The 17,760-nt window shown below is 36.3% G+C and carries 15 protein-coding genes; 2 read left to right on the top strand and 13 right to left on the bottom strand.

What is annotated here, in order from left to right:
- Positions 1 to 10: 10 nt before the first annotated feature.
- The 7 genes from K350_RS0124285 to K350_RS0124315 all read right to left on the bottom strand — a co-directional run bounded on the left by K350_RS0124285 (position 11) and on the right by K350_RS0124315 (position 7,275).
- Positions 11 to 2,446: a TonB-dependent receptor gene (locus K350_RS0124285; protein ID WP_028982131.1), complete on the bottom strand. Its 2,436-nt coding sequence runs from the start codon at positions 2,444 to 2,446 to the stop codon at positions 11 to 13.
- Between the two features lie 31 nt (positions 2,447 to 2,477).
- On the bottom strand, positions 2,478 to 3,131 hold the full coding sequence (gene rpe / locus K350_RS0124290; RefSeq protein ID WP_028982132.1) for a ribulose-phosphate 3-epimerase: 654 nt from the start codon (positions 3,129 to 3,131) through the stop codon (positions 2,478 to 2,480).
- A gap of 52 nt (positions 3,132 to 3,183) precedes the next feature.
- A complete protein-coding gene (locus K350_RS30245; protein ID WP_051313626.1) occupies positions 3,184 to 4,818 on the bottom strand; it encodes a S8 family serine peptidase in 1,635 nt (544 codons plus the stop codon).
- Entirely contained in the window at positions 4,799 to 5,488 is a 690-nt protein-coding gene (locus tag K350_RS0124300; protein WP_028982133.1) for a hypothetical protein, read from the bottom strand. Before K350_RS0124300 ends, K350_RS30245 begins: the two co-directional genes overlap by 20 nt.
- The gene (mnmA, locus tag K350_RS0124305; protein WP_028982134.1) at positions 5,481 to 6,593 is read right to left on the bottom strand and encodes a tRNA 2-thiouridine(34) synthase MnmA; all 1,113 of its coding nucleotides are present in this window, start codon (positions 6,591 to 6,593) and stop codon (positions 5,481 to 5,483) included. The genes K350_RS0124300 and mnmA overlap by 8 nt, the downstream gene beginning before the upstream one ends.
- Positions 6,594 to 6,671: 78 nt before the next feature.
- Positions 6,672 to 6,914: a DUF6952 family protein gene (locus tag K350_RS0124310; protein WP_028982135.1), complete on the bottom strand. Its 243-nt coding sequence runs from the start codon at positions 6,912 to 6,914 to the stop codon at positions 6,672 to 6,674.
- Between the two features lie 43 nt (positions 6,915 to 6,957).
- Entirely contained in the window at positions 6,958 to 7,275 is a 318-nt protein-coding gene (locus K350_RS0124315) for a thioredoxin family protein (protein ID WP_028982136.1), read from the bottom strand.
- Between the two features lie 107 nt (positions 7,276 to 7,382).
- On the opposite strand from K350_RS0124315, the gene trpF reads away from it, so the two are divergent.
- Positions 7,383 to 8,003, top strand: a complete 621-nt coding sequence (gene trpF, locus K350_RS0124320; protein ID WP_028982137.1) for a phosphoribosylanthranilate isomerase — start codon at positions 7,383 to 7,385, stop codon at positions 8,001 to 8,003.
- 4 nt (positions 8,004 to 8,007) lie between these two features.
- Entirely contained in the window at positions 8,008 to 8,982 is a 975-nt protein-coding gene (locus tag K350_RS0124325) for a 1-phosphofructokinase family hexose kinase (protein WP_028982138.1), read from the top strand.
- Here the strand turns inward: K350_RS0124325 and trmB are convergent.
- From trmB to K350_RS30260, 6 genes are all read right to left on the bottom strand, one after another.
- Positions 8,958 to 9,617, bottom strand: a complete 660-nt coding sequence (gene trmB / locus K350_RS0124330) for a tRNA (guanosine(46)-N7)-methyltransferase TrmB (RefSeq protein WP_028982139.1) — start codon at positions 9,615 to 9,617, stop codon at positions 8,958 to 8,960. The two genes, K350_RS0124325 and trmB, sit on opposite strands and share 25 nt — an antisense overlap.
- An 18-nt stretch (positions 9,618 to 9,635) precedes the next feature.
- Positions 9,636 to 10,931: a glutamate ligase domain-containing protein gene (locus K350_RS0124335; RefSeq protein WP_028982140.1), complete on the bottom strand. Its 1,296-nt coding sequence runs from the start codon at positions 10,929 to 10,931 to the stop codon at positions 9,636 to 9,638.
- A gap of 1 nt (position 10,932) precedes the next feature.
- On the bottom strand, positions 10,933 to 11,838 hold the full coding sequence (locus K350_RS31690) for a hypothetical protein (protein ID WP_051313628.1): 906 nt from the start codon (positions 11,836 to 11,838) through the stop codon (positions 10,933 to 10,935).
- Between the two features lie 83 nt (positions 11,839 to 11,921).
- The gene (locus tag K350_RS31695; protein ID WP_051313630.1) at positions 11,922 to 13,010 is read right to left on the bottom strand and encodes an HU domain-containing protein; all 1,089 of its coding nucleotides are present in this window, start codon (positions 13,008 to 13,010) and stop codon (positions 11,922 to 11,924) included.
- A 2-nt stretch (positions 13,011 to 13,012) separates the two neighbouring features.
- Entirely contained in the window at positions 13,013 to 14,650 is a 1,638-nt protein-coding gene (locus tag K350_RS0124350; protein ID WP_028982141.1) for a TonB-dependent receptor, read from the bottom strand.
- Between the two features lie 16 nt (positions 14,651 to 14,666).
- Entirely contained in the window at positions 14,667 to 17,726 is a 3,060-nt protein-coding gene (locus K350_RS30260; RefSeq protein WP_051313634.1) for a tetratricopeptide repeat protein, read from the bottom strand.
- Positions 17,727 to 17,760 lie beyond the last annotated feature (34 nt).

Raw genomic sequence — 17,760 nt, forward strand, 5'->3', positions numbered from 1 at the left:
CTTGTATTGTTTAAAATTTCGCTATCAGGCGGACATTCAAAAACCTTGCCGATAAAGTATTCGGGACAGCAAATTGATGATTTTGAAAATCACTAACCCAGTAATAACTGATTGTATTGTTTACACCAAACAGATTCAGGACTTCAAAGCTCAACCAAAGTGATTCAAAGAGAGACTTTTTCAATACTTCTTTATCCTGCATAGTTAATAATTTTGAAAAACCTATGTCTACTCTTCTGTATGACGGAGTGGTTGCAGAGGCTCTTAAGTTTTTATTTTCAGGAGGACCGAAAGGTAATCCGGAGCCATACACAAGATTTAAATACATTTTTATTGTAGGGTTATTAGGCAGGTGGTCTTGAAAGAATATCGCAGCCGTGACCCTCTGATCTGTAGGCCTTCTGATATACCCGCGATTGTCTCCCTGAACATCTTCCATTGTCTTTAATAAACTGAGGCTGAACCAGGACTGTTCTCCTCTCACAAATTCTCCGCTGACTCTGAAATCTATTCCTGCGGCATACGCATTGGCAAGATTCTGACCGTAATATCTGAGCCTGACATTATCAACATCATAAGGCACAACGTTTGTCAGGTATTTATAATAAATCTCTGATATAAATTTAAACTCTCTTCCCCATGACATGAACTTTAGATCACTACCTGCAATAAAATGATAGGAAGTCTGGGCTTTAAGATTAATATTAACCTCTCCATCAAAATTCCTAAGTTCTCTGTAGAATGGAGGCTGTTGATATACACCAGCTGCAGCTCTCAGCATCAGGTTGGGTCTTGAGGCTGGGATCCAACCATACTGAAGACGAGGACTTGCAAGCAATTGTTTATTTAAAGACCAGTAATTTAACCTAACTCCATAAGTTAAAATATGAGTAGAGTCTGGAGTGTAGGTGTTCTGAATATAACCCTGATTTCTCCATGAATTCAAATCAACTGAAGTGTTTACATATCTTGTTAATGTTACATAAGAAGCAGAATCAATAAAAGAATATTCACTTAACCGGTCATCAATAATCTCTTTAGTAAGTGTATATCCATATTCAACCTTATTCTTTGAATTCAGATTATAATAACCTCGATGAGTAAAGTTAAAAATTGAAGCTTTCAGGTTATTCCTTCCATGCTCAAAGCTAGTTCCGATTCCCCTTATAATAAGTGGTGCGTTAAGTGTAGGAAAGACACCAGAGCTAGGATCTATTTCCATTTCATATAATTTATAACCTGCCTCCACATCAAACCCCTCGCTTTCTATTGTTCTGACACCGGAGGCTATAAATTCCGTTTTAAATCGTTTACTAAACCGATGTGTGAAAACAAGTCCGCTTTGAAAAGTCTCATACTCCATGATTTCCTTGCCGTCAAAATCAACAGTCAAATTCATCACTTGATAAAGCGTTCCAAATTGCACTTTGCTCTTAGAAGGAAACACTTGATATTTATTTTTGGAATAGCTTAATAAAAGTCCCAACGTAGTCCGTTTTCCATACTCTGCAGCCTTACTTTTCTTAGTTAAATCAAGAGAAATATAAGATTGGATGTCATAAAACTTTGGTTTGTATTGACCTTTTACTGGGAGCGTTTTAAGAAGGTATTGCGATGATTTCTGTCTTGCACCAATAGAAATTGATAACCTCTTATTAAATGCTGAATTTTCTAGATATAAAGCATTATTTAACAAACCTGCTGTAATAGTTCCCCTAAGGTTTTTAGGCTCCCTGTATTTTACCGCCAACATTGAAGACAGTTTATCTCCATACTTTGGCTGCCATCCTCCGGCAGAGAATTCAATGTCAGCAACCATATCTGGATTGATAAAACTTAATCCTTCCTGCTGACCACTCCTTACAAGAAAGGGTCTGTAAATTTCTATACCATTAACATAGACCAGATTTTCCTCAAAATTACCTCCGCGCACGCCATACTGAGAAGTAAGTTCACTATTAGAAACAACGCCTAAACCCACAGTGGATAGGATTTTATTAAAATCACCAAAGGCAGATGGAAGGTATTTCGGAATTTTAGGATCTATTTTAATTGTACTAACTTGTCCTCCAGACCCCTCCTTAAATTTACCCTTGACCTCAATTTGCCTGAGCATTTGAACATCGGGCTTTAATTGAAAAGTGATTGTAGCAGTATTTCTTTCTGAAGGATTTATCTGTTTTACAAAATTTTCATAACCAAGAAATGATATGACGATTGTATGAAGAGAGTCACTGGATAAATTGAATGAAAATCGCCCTTCTGAATCAGAATGAATATGAGATAAAGTATTCCATTGCTGGTCGTACAATACTATATCAGCATTAGAAACAACTCTTCCCTGTTCATTTACAACTTGCCCTGAAACCACCTCTTTGACCTGACCAAAAGCCATCAAAGAGGATATAAGCAGAAAAAAAATAAAATAAAAAATCCTTTTACCCATCTCAGTTTTAAACGACGGTTTCAGGAAAATATTATTCTAAAGATTTAAGGGATGCTATTGTAGCCTGAGGATCCTTAGAGTTAAATACAAAGTTTCCTGCAACCAATACATTAGCACCAAGATCCAGCAATTGCTTTGCATTTTTATCAGAAACACCACCATCTATTTCTATCAGGAAATTGGCTTTAGCTTCTTCTCTCATCTTATCCAGCTGTTTGATTTTTTCATAGGTTCTGGTAATGAACTGTTGCCCTCCAAATCCGGGATTTACAGACATTACACAAACCAGATCAATATCATTCAGAACGTTTTCCAAAACATTTACAGGAGTGTGAGGATTAATAGCCACACCAGCTTTACATCCTGCAGCATGAATCTGCTGAATAACTCTGTGAAGATGAGTGCAGGCTTCTGCATGAACACTGATATATGCCGCTCCGGCATCTTTAAAAGCTTCTATATATTTCTCTGGTTGTACAATCATTAAATGCACATCCAGAGGTTTCTTAGCATGCTTATTAATAGCCGCGCAAACCGGCAAACCAAAAGATATATTAGGAACAAAAACACCATCCATGATATCAACATGGAACCAGTCTGCCTGGCTTTCATTAATCATGGTAACATCTCTTTGCAGGTTTGCAAAATCAGCAGAAAGTACTGAAGGGGCTATAATCGGTTTCATATGACACAAATATAAATAAAATGAAAGGATGTTAACTTAAAGAAAAACGTATTTATTGAAGGATAATTCTTATTACCTGATGACCACTCTGACTATTAAGAACTAGGAAATATACACCTCTCTGAATGTCACCGGGAAATCTTATCTGATTTATCTTTTCTGCCTTGAAAAAAGTTTCTGCAAATATTTTTTTCCCTGTTAAGTCAAACAATTCAGCCTGGACATCATTGCTGACTAATTCATTTGCAATAATGAGTTTTACATCTCCCGGAACAGTAACAGGATTTGGAAAAAGCCCGGCAATCAATGTATCTGCGCTTGAAAAGGCAATTGCTTTTTCAAAATTAGGAATACCAAATCCATATTGAAAATCAGGGCTTTCTGCTTTTGAGGCAGTTTTTTTCAAAGCATCTGTAATTTCTTTATTGGAAAGTTCCGGTCTGGCCTGCCAAAGACAAGCCACGAGTCCAGCCACTAGAGGACACGAAAATGATGTACCATTGGTGTTTGAAAATGAATTATCGGGATTGCCAGCATATACCCCGGCCCCCATGGCAGTTAAATCTGGTTTAATTCTGCCATCAGCAGAAGGCCCAACAGAACTGAATGCAGCATATTTTTCTGCTGAATTTACAGCACCTATAGTAAGAACAGAAGGTCCATCAGCTGGCGCTGTTACATATTTCCATGATTTATTTCCTTCATTGCCTGCACTATTTACTATGATCATTCCCTTTGAAAAAGCTGTCTCCGCCGCCTTTGTCACTACTGTAGTTTTTCCATCAAGATCAGTATAAGTATGATCCTGTTCCGGAAAATCAAAAGTATTATATCCTAAAGAACTTGATATGATATCAACACCTGCGCTGTCTGAGTATTCCGCTGCCATTAGCCAGTTATATTCCTCCAGTATTGTTTCTGAAAAGTCATTTTCAGTTCTCAATAACAAAAAAGAAGCATCATAAGCAGGCCCTACAATCTTTCCCTCTTCAAAACCCGCAAGCACAGATAATACATTCACACCATGATTCCCATCATCATAAACATTCTCTTCTCCTGAAACAAAATCATATGTGCCTATAACTTTTCCATTTTGAAATAAATGATTGAAAAATGTAAGTGTATTGGCATTTAAAAAACCATTATCCAATACTGCGATAAGTTTACCCGTTCCTGAATATCCTAAAGCATGAATAGCAGGAACTCCAATCATAGCGTTTTGAGTCAGAGAAGGACCATAATCAATAGAAGAAGGTGAGGTTGATTGTCGATGAATAGTAGATGAAACAGAAGAAAGGCTCAATGGATTAGAAGCTGCTTCTGCTGGTTGAAGATACTTTACTGATTTTACAAATTTCTTTTTACTGAGTTCTTCTGAAACCTGTTGCGACGTTTCTGCAATCACACCATTTTGCCATCTTGAAGATCCTTTGATTGTAATACCCAATTTATTCAATGAATCCAGGTAATTTTTATTAACAGGTAAATCTTCTTCCTGAATCTGAATATCTTGAACCTTTCTCCTAGCGATCGCTTTCGCAGAAAGAAACTCTTCAGGAGCATTTAGAGAATAATCGGAAGCAGACTTATCAGTAAATGTAACAAAGTATAGATTAGTCTGAGCAAGACCTTGAAATGATAAAAAAATAAAGAAGCAGAAAATGGCTTTACTCTTTGCCGTAAGCATATATTTTCTGAACAAAGGTTTCTCCTGTCTTTATAACATATTTCCCTATAGCAGAAGGAGACTGGTCATATTCATAAATCCTTTTTTCTTTATAAATAAGGCCAACATGTTTTGCGTAATATTCGACTTTGTACTTCTTTTCAATCAGGTTTTGATTATCAGCCTGGATAATCTTTACAGAATTGGGGAAATAAATTGTATCAACATAAAAAGTACGTTTGAGGTCCTTTACTTTATAGAACTCTTGTCCAAGTGTGTTTTCAGCATTCCCATCCCAGGTTTTATCATTTTCCAAAGGAAAAGTCATCTTTATAAACCTGATATTATTTTCCATTCTTGTAACATTATTCTTACTGTTAAACTCACTCCATACTGAATCCGGTTGAGCAGGCCAAGGTTCGGTGAGGCTCTTTTTGGTATACCTTTCAACTCTGTACTTTACTTCATCGCCAGCTCTGAATGTATCACCAATAATTTCCTTGAGATAATAAAATGAATGAGTCGAATCACTTACCCCATATGTTTTTTTATCTACAGAATATAGAACATACATTCCCTTTTCAATTGGGAAATACTGATAGTCGGATACATCAGGATCCTGTTCACTAGAGCATCCGGTAATTAAAAAAGATGCAACAAAAAAGAAAATTAAAGGGAAAAATCTATTCATTGTTTTGTCTAAAACTTGATGTTATCCATCCCCCACCTACCACGTCATTACCTTCGTAAAAAACCGCTGCCTGTCCTGGTGCAATTGCAGTTACTCCCTGATGGAAAAGTACCTTCATTTCATCACCGAACTGTTCAATAAGCGCAGGAGTGCCTCCATCGTTATATCTGACTTTTGTCACCGTTTCTAATTTTCTGCCAATTAGATCAGGATATTTAAGCATGTTTAGCTTCTTCACCATCATTCCGTCTTTAGCCAACTTTTCTAAAGATGATAGCACGACACGGTTTTTATCTTTCTGAATTTCTGAAACAAATACTGGATAGCCCAATGCTATTCCTAAGCCTTTTCTCTGACCAATTGTATAAAAAGGATATCCCTCATGTTTTCCTACTATTGTGCCATCTTCCAGCACAAACTCCCCTCCTCTAACTGAATCTTCCAAGCCAGGAATTCTTCTTTTCAGGAAGCCTCTGTAATCGTTATCCGGAACAAAGCAGATTTCGTAAGATTCGGATTTATTTACCAGATCTACAAACCCTCTTTCCTGAGCAAAAGCTCTGATTTCAGTCTTTCTTAAGTGACCCAGCGGAAATCTTGTTCTGCTCAGACTTTCCTGAGAAATTCCCCACAAAGCATAAGACTGGTCTTTATTTTCATCAAGGCCTTTAGATATCACATATCTTTCATTTTCCTTTCTGATATTAGCATAATGACCAGTTGCAATAAATTCGCATCCTAGTTTATCAGCACGTCTTAACAGAGCATCCCATTTGATATGTGTATTGCACAACACACAAGGATTTGGTGTTCTGCCGGCAAGGTATTCGTCCGTAAAATGATTGATTACATAATCGCCGAATTCTTCTCTGATATCAAGGATATAATGTGGAAAACCAAGCTTTACTGCAATATCTCTGGCATCATTAATAGAATCAAGACTACAGCATCCAGTTTCTTTCTTAGTGCCTCCGGAAGACGCATAGTCCCATGTCTTCATAGTCATACCAACCACTTCATATCCTTCTTCATGAAGCATAACAGCAGCTACAGAACTATCAATTCCGCCGCTCATCGCTACCAAAACTCTTCCTTTAGTGCTCATTATTTAATTAATCCGGGAAATACTTCAACTGTAACCTCAAAGGTTAAAATTGCATAAGTTAAATCTGAGGGAAAAAAATCAGTTTATAGACTCCCTTACTTTTTTTGTGTATTCTCTTAACGCTTCTTTAAATTCAATATTTTTAGCACTCATTTCTTCCATAATCCAAAGAGCTGCAATCACGTGTGTAAGCTGCTCTCCTTCATCACCTCCCTCTACAGAAATCTTCAGTGCTTCACCTTCTATCAGATCATTTTCAGCCTGTTTTAAGTCGGAAGGTGTATAATTTTCTACAAGTAGTTTTATCGCAGGTATTTTCATTTAAGTATTATTTTATTTCCAAATGCAGCCCTGCATTCCAATACTATTTAAGTTTCTCAAGTGCCTCAACTACAGCTTCTTCTTTACTGGAGCAAAGCGTTTCCACTAAAACTCCGTTTTGGAATGTGGCAAAAGTAGGAAGGTTATTGACATTAGCTTTCTTCCTTGCTTCAGGATTACTTTCAGCATTCACCTCCAGAAATACGATACCTGGAAATCTCTCATCATTGGATAATCTTTTGTATTTCGGGGCAAACAATTTGCATGAACCACACCAATCCGCATAAAACTTCACAATCACATTGGAATTTTTTGCAAGTTCTGCATCAAAATTAGAATCTTCTACTGCTATAACTGGCATAACTTAATTTTTGAGTCCAAAGATACCGAAAAAATGTTCCGGAAACTTTCGACTTTAACTTATTTTTAAATTAATTTGTTTTTGAACTATTTAACGGTAATTGGGATATGGCATTAAAAACACTAGTAAAGGTAAGTGAAGTAAATAACCTAAGTGATGCACGCTATTGTGCTGGTATGGGTGTTGAATTAGTAGGATTTCCACTGGATGAAAACCATCCTAAATTTATAGAATTAAGCTCTATTAGAGAAATTGTAAACTGGATATCAGGGGTTAAAGTAGTTGGAGAGTTTACTGGCGACAATGTTTATAACATGAACTATCTGGCTGAGCAACTGAACCTTGACTTTATACAGCTCAATCATTTAATACATCCGGAATTTTTACCTGGATTGAAAAAACCAGTAATACTAAAAGTAGATTTCAACAATGATGAGCCTTCTGAAACTATTGAAGTATTGAAAAAATATGAAAACAAGGTAGCTTATTTCCTGTTAGAAAATAATACAGAGCCGGAGTTGAATTATTTAAAAGATGTACTTGGAGAAATTTGCCAAAAATTTCCCGTTATTCTAGGATTTGGTATTCAGCAATCTGCTTTACCACTTATTATTGATACAATTAACCCATCTGGTATAGCGCTAAAAGGTGGGGAAGAAATTAAGCCTGGGCTTAAAGATTTTTCCGAATTATCTGAAATATTAGAAGAACTGGAAGTAAATGACTGACAAGATGAAAACTATTTTTACGCTTACACTTTCTCCTACCATTGACAAAAGCTGCACTGTAGATCATGTATATGCAGAGCACAAATTAAGGTGTTCAGAACCTGTTCACGAGCCAGGTGGCGGTGGAATCAATGTTTCCAGAGCAATTAAAAAACTCGGAGGAGATTCTATTGCTGTTTATCCCAAAGGTGGACCAACCGGAGAGTTACTGAATCAGCTTTTAAATAAAGAAGGTATCAATCAATATCCTATTGAAGTTGAGCATTGGAGCAGGGAAAACTTCATTGTTGTAGAGACAACTACTAACAGGCAATATAGGTTTGGCATGCCTGGTGCTCCGCTTTCTCAGGCAGAATGGATAAAGTGCCTTGATGAGATAGATGCTCATGGTGAAAAAATTGATTATCTGGTGGCTAGTGGTAGCATGCCTCCGGGCGTTCCATCGGATTTCTATGCAAGACTTGCAAAAATAGGTAAGCGAAAAAATGCAAGACTGGTTCTTGATACTTCAGGAGATGCTTTAAAAGAAGCTATCAACGAAGGTATTTTCCTTTTAAAACCAAATGTAAAGGAGCTTAGTGAGCTAATCGGTTCAGAATTAAAAACTATTCATCAGCAGGAAGAAGCGGCGTTAGAAATCATCAAAAAACACAAGATAGAAATAATGGTGGTTTCGCTTGGTGCTTTCGGTGCCTTTATTGCCTCTAAGGATGGAGTAAACCATATATCGGCACCTTCTGCTGCTAAAAAGAGTACTGTGGGAGCCGGAGACAGCATGGTTGCTGGTATTGTTCTATCTCTTTCAAGAGGATGGAGTCAATTGGATGCTCTGAAGTATGGAATTGCCTGTGGAACTGCAGCAACTATGAATCCAGGTACAGAACTTTGCAACCTTGAAGATGTCAATACTCTTTATAATTGGATCAATACAATGGAAAAAAGAGGTCAACCCGATCAGTTGAACTCTACTTTCAAATAATTGATAAGCGCATTTTCCATTAAGAATCGGCGTTCATAAGTTGTTTGAATACCGTAATGATCAGAAAGTATTGGAGAATTATAAAGATCCTCTGTATGAATAATTGATTTTATACGATCTTTATAATTTTCCATAACCATCATTGTATATTCATGCAATTGAAGGTTATCAGTTTTTAAATGAAGTACCCCTCCTGGTTTTAAGATCTTCAAATAACTGTCAATATATCTAGGATAAGTCAGTCTGTGCTTTTCATGTTTGTCAACTGGTCTTGGATCAGGAAAGGTAATCCAGATTTCATCAGCTTCTCCTTCTGCAAAGAAATTCTCCAACTCATACATCCTTACTCGTAAAAATGCTGCATTGGTAAGATTATTTTCTTCAGCAACACAGCTTCCTTTCCAGATTCTGGCCCCTTTAATATCAACACCTATATAGTTTTTTTGAGGAAAAAGTGAAGCTAATCCTGTGGTGTATTCCCCTCTGCCACATCCCAGTTCAAGTATTATTTCATTTTTGTTATCAAAAAAGTTGTTCCAATTGCCTTTAATCTTCTCATATATCTCCTTACCTGGCTCTACTACATTTCTTCTTTGAGCATTTACGGCAAACCTTTTTAATTTATTCTTCCCCATTTTAATAAATACTTCTAACTATAAATTGTCCAACTCGGATACTACAAATGTGCTGCCTCCGATAAATATAAAATCATCTTGTGACGCTGAGGCCCTTGCTTTTTGAAGAGCGACATTAACATCCCTTTCGATCTCTCCTTTCAAGCCATATTTCTTGGCTTCCTGATATAATATATCTGCATCAAGGGCGCGAGGAATTTTAGGCATACAAAAATAATAGATAGCATCTTTAGGCAAAAGTGTAAGGATTTTCGAAATATCCTTATCCTTTACCACACCAAAAACAATAAAAAGTCTATTGTAGGAATAGCATTTAAGCTGGCTCAAAACTTCTTTTATTCCTGCCTCATTATGACCGGTGTCACATACTACCATGGGATTAGTTTCTAATACCTGCCAACGTCCTTTTAATCCGGTCAAACCAACGACATCTTCGACTCCTTTACGAATAGCTCTTTCATCAACTTGAAATCCTTTTTGATTTAAAATCTCTGCTGTTTTGAAGACCCCTGCCAAATTTTTTAACTGATACAAACCGGGAAGACCAGATTTCAAATCTTCATATAACATTAGATCATTGTTGAAGACATCTAATATCAGGTTCCCATTCTCCAGCCTTTTATTGATCAGACTGAATTCAGATGATGCAAAAGTAATTGGAGATTTTTTGGTTTGAGCAACTTGAATAAATACATCTGCCACAGATTCTTGTCTTTCACTTAATACCACTGGAATGCCAGTTTTAATAATTCCAGCTTTTTCACCTGCAATCTGAGGTAATGTATCTCCTAAAATATTCTGATGATCCAAACTGATATTAGTGATTAGAGATACAAGTGGCTGAATGATGTTGGTTGAATCCAATCTTCCACCAAGTCCTGTTTCAATAATAGCAATATCAACCTTCTGAGACTTGAAATAATCAAATCCCAGTATAGTGGTCATTTCAAAAAAAGAAGGATTTAACTTTTCAAAAAGTCCTTTATGACTTTGAACAAAGTCTACAACAACCTCTTCCGGAATATTCTCCCCATTGACTTTAATGCGCTCTGCAAAACTTTTCAGATGAGGAGATGTAAAAAGACCAACTTTATATCCCGCGGACTGCAATACAGCAGCAAGAAAATGAGATGAGCTTCCTTTACCGTTTGTTCCAGCAATATGAACTGAAGGAAAGCTCTCCTGTGGGTTATTGAGAGCTTCGCAAAGCGCTCTTATATTATCGAGGCCACTCTTTAAAGCAGAGGAGCCCACCTTTTCAAACATAGGCAGGCTCTCATATAAATATTTTACTGTTTCCTTAAATGAATTCACTTTATCTCGACCGCACAATAATGGTGTATTTTCCTGAAGCTCTTGGCGGGGGTTTTACGTTATCTCTTGTCCGCTCCACACTCCATTTTCTTTCTATTTCATCCTGGTAATATTTTACCAGTGAAGGACTAACTGTTTTTTCAAGAACTGTGATTCTTGTCAGTTCGCCTTCTTCATCAACTTCTATGTTAAAAACTATTTTTCCGTTTTCATTGGTCTGATCTTTTTCCGGACGGAATGCCAGATTCCAACCTGTAAGTTCCAGTCTAGGACCCGGACCTCCATCACCTGGAGTACCATATAGAGCATTGGAATTTATAGAACCATTAGGGTCACCCTGATCACCTACTTTACCTTTTCTATCTCCGTTATTATTGGATCCAGACTGGCTGGTACCTGAAGTTCCTCCGGCTCCTGTTTTTTCAGGAAAAAGCGCTTGGGAAGTGACAGTCTGTTCTTTTTTAGGCTCTTTCTTTGGCTCCTTTATCTCTAAATCCTTCTTTTCTACTTTCTTTTTTGGCTCTTCCTTCTTCTTTTCCTCCAACTGATATGCACTTTCTTCGCTACCAGTTACGATCTCTCCTTCAGTACTTTCAGGAATCTCTTCAGCCACAGGTTCTTCTACATCCACCATCTCATTTGTTGCTGGTTCTCCAGGGGCAGGATCATCATTTTCTGAATCTCCGACCGGACCAGTATTCTGAAGATCTCCATATCCTGCGGGATCAATTCCAAAATTCAGGACAACTCCACCTTTTCCGTTTCCACCATCTCCGTCCATAAGAGGATCTGGCTTATCCCAGGCTAAAAGAAAAAAGAAACAAATAGCAAGAAGGCAATGAATTCCAATGGAAGTCATTGCCCCTATTCTTTCGTTTTTTATATCTTGTTTTTCCTGATTATCCATTCGTTCTATTCCAAATTCAAGTTAACTACTAAGTTTCTTACTTCAATAATAGTTCAAACTGATTTGATTTTTTATCAGGGCAATTAAAAAGTCATTACCCAGGTTGAGCTTCCGTATTTTGATTTATAATCTTCCAGTTTGCTTTTAGCTTCTTCTTTATCAGAGAAATCCGCTACAGAAACTTTATAAAACTTGTTGGTTTTAGATGGTTTAATTAAAGTAGCATCTACACCTTCTTTGTCAAATTTCTTTTTAAGTCTGTAAGCATTGTCTCTTTTAGAAAAAGAACCTACAATGATAAAGAAACGGCCTGACTTTTCAGATATTGCAGGAGTCTTAACCGGTTCTGCCGCTTTTGTTGAAGAAGAAACGTCTGCACTTAATTCAATATTGTTATGTTCCGGCTGATATGCTTCAGCAACAGGGGCTACAGCTTCCGCTACTTCTGATGGTTCTGCGGCAACTTCGTCTTTTATAAGTGGTTCAACTTTCTCTGCAACCGGAGCTTCATTTTTATGAAGAAGGTCAAATGGGAAAACGCTGCTTAAGCTGTTATTTTTCTGGTTGTATAAAAATGCTCCCGCAATTCCCAAAACAAGAATCGGAAGTAATACTAAAATAACTTTAACTCCTTTGTTTTTTTCTTTTGCAACCGGATTACCATTCTCATCCAGCGTAACAGGCTCTGTTTTTTCTGCTGCTTTTTTTACCGGAGGTCTAAGGCCTCTGGTTGGTACTTTTGCCATATTAGAATCTCTATCTATTGGTTTGAAATATAATTCAGATAATCCAAAACTATCATCCAGGTAATTTATTTTATTCTCCGGCTCAAACTCCAACAAACCATCTGCATTATAGAAGAAACCTCCTATGCCTTTAAAGAAATATTGATTATACCTTTTCAGATTTTCTTTAAGGTTGCTTACAAAGTTTTCAACCATTTGATTTGCAAGCTCCCTATCAACACCCTCAATCTCCGCCACATAGCCTATCAATACGCCATCGTTATTGATTAGTTGCCCATTAAACGCAATTTTTTTAACGGGTGGTATAAACTTATTACTGACAGGATGAATATCGGCCGAAGAGTAGTTTGTAATAAACCCTCCGAATCCTGGTATCACCACGCAATCATAGGTATAGAGTAAATCTTTTATGTAAATGTCTATCATTTTCAAAACGAGTAAGTTAGCCCGCCTAATACGTTAATTCCTTTAACGGGGTAGTACAAATATCTTTGATATTTTTTAGATAATATATTATTAAATTCCAAAAACGCAGAGAAAGCCGGTGAAAATCTATATTCAACCTTAAGATTAAGGTCGGTTATAGGTTTTAGCTTTACGACTTCATTCTTTACAAAGTTTTTAGCTTTTAATCCGCTAATATAATAAATATCAACATTTATAAATATTTTTTTCTCCAAATTGTACCTTCCACTAAAAGATGTATAAAAAGATGGTCTCTCCCAGGCATATTCAAAATCGCTGACATTATATCCATAGTAATTCAATTTGTACTCTACCAGTAATTCTTTTGAAACATCATAAGACAACTCCCCGGTCAATTGTGTAAGGGAAGTATTTCCTTTGTCGTAAAGGGTGACAAATCTTGATGTATCAGGATTTCCGTTGTTGAAAAAATAAAGGTTCTTATAATTCTGATAAGAGAATCTTGCATTATAATTCAGTTTTCCGATAACATGCCCCTTGGCTCCAACAAAAAATTCAATCGACTTATTGGTATGCAATATTGCCGTATTATTTCCTAGATAAGGGTTGTCATATACAAACTTTCTGAGTGTGTTCTTTTGCATTTCCCCATCCAATCCTGCATAAGCGATCAATTGCTTATCTACAACATCATACTCTGCTTTAAGATTAGGATACAGATGCACGCCTTTAACTGATTTAACCGAATCATTTGTATAAGCAACATTGAATCCAAGGTTCAGTCTTATTTTATCCAGTACCATGGAATATGAAGGCTTCAGCATAAAAAATGCTCTGTTAACTTTACTTGAATCTTTTCTATTCGATAAAGAAAGTACTGCACCTACATTGACTTTTCTGTCATCATCCAGCTTATAAACCCCATTAAAATCTGTAAGGAATTCGCCTTCTTTTGCTTTGAATCTGTCGCTTAATCGATAATAATTAAATCCGAGATTATAACTGATCTGATTGGTTTTATCAAGGTTTTCAACGCCTGCATTGATATTAAACAACTGATATACCTGTTTAATGTCTTGCAACTTCAACAGGTTTTCATTTCCACCATAGTAGTTGAACCTCATTCTTGAGTATCCAATACCTCCGCTGATTACTTGATTTGACGTAAAATATTTACCATAAGCTTCGGCCAGGTTATCACTCATTCCTGACAAAGATTTTCCAACTGGACCGTTTTTAGAAGAGTAATGTTTATAGTGAAGTCCATATAGATATTTTTCACTTCTCTTACTATTTACAAAAGCTTCCAGATAAGGTGTCCCATAATTACCGAAACCGGCCTTCACATAATTGCCATAAAACTTCTTAAGAGGCTCATCCGGCATCATAAGTAATTTTATCTTACTCGGAAGATTAGGTAAATTTAATTTCACTTCCTCAAGCTTATACTCCTGAGGTTTTGCCGGAGGTGTCTTCACATCAAAATGAACTTTCTCAAAGTTTCTGTTCGCTTCAGGCAGATCGAGTTTCCTTTCTTTTTCAATGATTACAACCTTCTCCTCTATTTCGCCCTGACCAAAAGCAGTGTTTAAAAATGATACAGCAACACCTGAAATAACTGCTATTTTAAATGATCTCATAAAAGTCTTTTTTCCGTTATTCATTGCTCTTTCCCTCCTGTCCTTTTTCTAACTTTTCAATTTCTTTCTCCTTCTCTTTTGATTCCAATTCACTTAATCGCACTTTGGCTTTTTCTACAGTTTCTTTATGCGGTGATTTTTCTATAATAGATTTCAATGTTGCCTTAGCCTGGAAGAGCTCATTAAGAGCTACAAAGTTTTCCGCTATAAGCAAAAACGAACGTCCAAGCCAATCATCGTAAATCGAGAAGTTGTTATTCAGATCGTAAAGAGTTTCAAGAGACTGCTTATACTTTTTCTCATTGTACTGAATCTTGGCAATGAGGTATTGAGCCTCTGCCGCATTGATATCTTTGGCAGCATTTATTGTCTGAATAAAATGATCGACAGCTTTATCATTCTCTCCTTTAGCCATAGCTATCTTACCTTGATAGAGCATTGCTTTGCTTTCTGCGTCCAGCGTGGAATTACCTTGTTTCAGAATTTCAGATGTATAGTAAAGTGCTGAATCATATTTCTGAGTATTGTAATAAGCATCTACAAGACCAACATTTGCAATAGACCTGTCTTTCTTTCCTCTAGCCTGGGCAAGAAGAATCTGATAATAATTTTTCGCCGATTGATAATCCTTATTTAAAAGACTTAGATCAGCAAGTCTTTGAATTGCCTTATTATAATAAGTGCTTGACCTGTCTTCAATTACTTTCTTATAATATTCAATTGCACTTGTCAATTCGTTTTGTCTGTAATAAGATTCAGCCATATAGTATTGAGCTTCTTTTACATTAGGATTATCAGGATTTCCATTGATAAAAGCCAGGAACGACTGAATTGCCTGTGGGTACTTTTGATTGTTATAAAGTGCTTTTGCATTTTCAAATTCAAGAACTGTTAAAGAAGCTGATTCTTTATTGTCTGGATTGTATTCTTTGAACTTAGCGAGTATTGCAGGAAACTCTTCTTCTCTTCCCGCTGCTGCAAGGGCTTCCTGTACTCCTTTAAGCGCATTTTGAGATTCTTCATGAGTTGGAAGATTATCTAATATGAATTGATAATCACGAACTGCTTTTTCATAATCTTTCAGGTTAAAATATGCAGTAGCTCTTCTGCTATATGCATATGGAGCATAAGGACTCCCTGGTTTTATACCTATCAATGCACTATATGCTTTTACTGCATCATTGTTTTCACCTGTCTGAAGCTCCAGTTGTCCTTCCTGAAATAAGGCATCATCATAATACAAAGAGTTTGGATAGCGCTTAATTACCGCCTCAAAATTTGTCTTTGCCTCCAATACTTCTCCCAAATTCATTTTTACAAGGCCACGCTGATAATAGGCATAGTCGATATCTGAGCTTTTATCTGCAACAGCCTCATCATAATATTTTATAGCCTGCTCATACTCTTTGGTAACATAATACAAATCGGCCAGTCTGAGTAAAGCATCATTGTAATTCTGTTTATTTTTCTCAGCTTTTACTTTATCTACATAAGCTCTGAAATGAGGTAGAGCTTTATCAAATTGTTTGGTATTGTAATATGCATACCCAATTCCATATCTAGCCTTCAGGTAATACTCATTGTCATCTTTACTATTTGTAAAAACTGCAGCATAAGCATTTATAGCAGCATTATAATCTTTCAGGTATGACAAAGCTTCACCTTTCCAGAAGTTTGCATAAACCACATAATCCTTATTTATCGGATATTCCAGTGATCTGTTAAACATGTCAATAGCTTCCTGAAAGTTATTATTATTTAACAGTTCAGTACCTTTCAAAAAGGTTACAATCTGGTATGTAGAATTGATTCTAAGGCTTCTGGATTTAAGACCTTCAATGTATGAGATTGCATCAGAATAGTCTCTGGTTTTTAATAAAGACTCACTAAGTATTTCGGTTGCTTCAGGAACACGAGGGCTTCCTGGATAGGTTTTCAGAAATTCTTTTAACGCAGGAATTGCTTCAGTATATCTTTCAAGATCAGAATTTACTTTCCCGTAATTAAACAAAGCTTCTTTCTGAATTTCTTTATTAGGATTACTTTTTCTCGCCTGGTCGAAAGCAGTTACAGCAAAATCCTTCTTTCCCGTCTGTAAATAAGAAACACCAAGATAATACGCACTAGCCTGAGAAATGGAGTCATTACCTATTGCCAGCCCTTTAAAGTTTTCAGCTGCATCTTCATATTGTGCATTCTTAAATTGAGAATAGGCTAATCTATATTGAATCTCCGGATTTGCTTTTATTTTAGCAATCTGAATGTATTTAGAAAAATTTTCTTCAGCTTTCTTATAATCTTCTTTTCTAAAATAAGCCTCACCTGTCAGCAAGTAAAACTCATCGGCGTTCTGTATGTCCTGTTTAGAACTTGTGACAGTTCCTGCATATGAAATCAGTTGATCCAGCTCACCTTTTTTATAGTAAATATTTACAATCATGTATGGCACAAGCGGCTTATATGATTCATTCTCTTCAGCTTTTTTTAGATCAGTTAAAGCTGCATCATATTCACCATTTCTGAACTCAAGATAACCCGCATAATAACTGGCAGCATAAGTATACTTATGCTGACCTCCCTTAATTTTGTTAAATAATGGAGCTGCTTTGTCAAAAGCTTTCATATTTAAATATGAATAGGCCAATTTAAAATTAGCATCGAGTTGCTGCTCCTCATTGAGGTTTTCATGATTTACTTTTTCGAAATACTGAATCGCCTTTTCATACTTTTTTGAATTGTAGTAAAAAGTAGCAAGATCAAAATGAGCTAGGGAAGCCTTTGCATGATATGGATATTTTGAAATGAAATGCTTGTAAAGCGGCTCTGCATCCGGATTAAAGAGATTTAAGGCAGAAAAGGCAATGTAGTATTCTGCATCTATGGTTTTCAGGTCATTTATTCCCTGACCTACATATTTCTCAAATGCATTTCGAGCAGCGGCATATTTTTCTTTGTCTAATAACTCAACCCCGTCTCTGAATAACTGGTCATAAGAAATTTTGACCATTGTATTCTGTGCAAACACAAAAAGAGGAGCCAGGAGTATAAAAGAAAAAATTAAAAGTTTTTTCAGCATAGTGCCTTATTTAATAAAACTAATATGAATTTTT

Source organism: Sporocytophaga myxococcoides DSM 11118 (assembly GCF_000426725.1).
Classification (GTDB): Bacteria; Bacteroidota; Bacteroidia; order Cytophagales; family Cytophagaceae; genus Sporocytophaga; species Sporocytophaga myxococcoides.